Source organism: Deinococcus phoenicis, from assembly GCF_000599865.1.
Taxonomy (GTDB): domain Bacteria; phylum Deinococcota; class Deinococci; order Deinococcales; family Deinococcaceae; genus Deinococcus; species Deinococcus phoenicis.
Genome location: NZ_JHAC01000081.1, coordinates 1 through 209, shown reverse-complemented (window position 1 = coordinate 209; position 209 = coordinate 1). Strand labels below are relative to the sequence as shown.

Genomic DNA, 209 nt, shown 5'->3' with positions numbered 1-209 from the left:
CCTCCACAACACCGGATTTCAGCGGAAACCGAGGCGTTGGTGGACCGTTTGCTGACTGAACGCATCTCCCACCGAGGCATTTGTCGGGTCACGGGGGTGAGTCGCTCCTGGTTCCGGCTGCACCTGATGAAGCTGGGGAAGAGCGTCCAGCACAGCTTCCAACAAGCTGACGAACCAGCAAAAAAAGCCTGAGCACGCCAGCACCAGCG

1 pseudogene is annotated in these 209 nt (G+C 59.8%); it reads left to right on the top strand.

The window, feature by feature from the left end:
- Window positions 1-192, top strand: a pseudogene (locus tag DEIPH_RS20995) (hypothetical protein); the annotation flags it as partial.
- Window positions 193-209 lie beyond the last annotated feature (17 nt).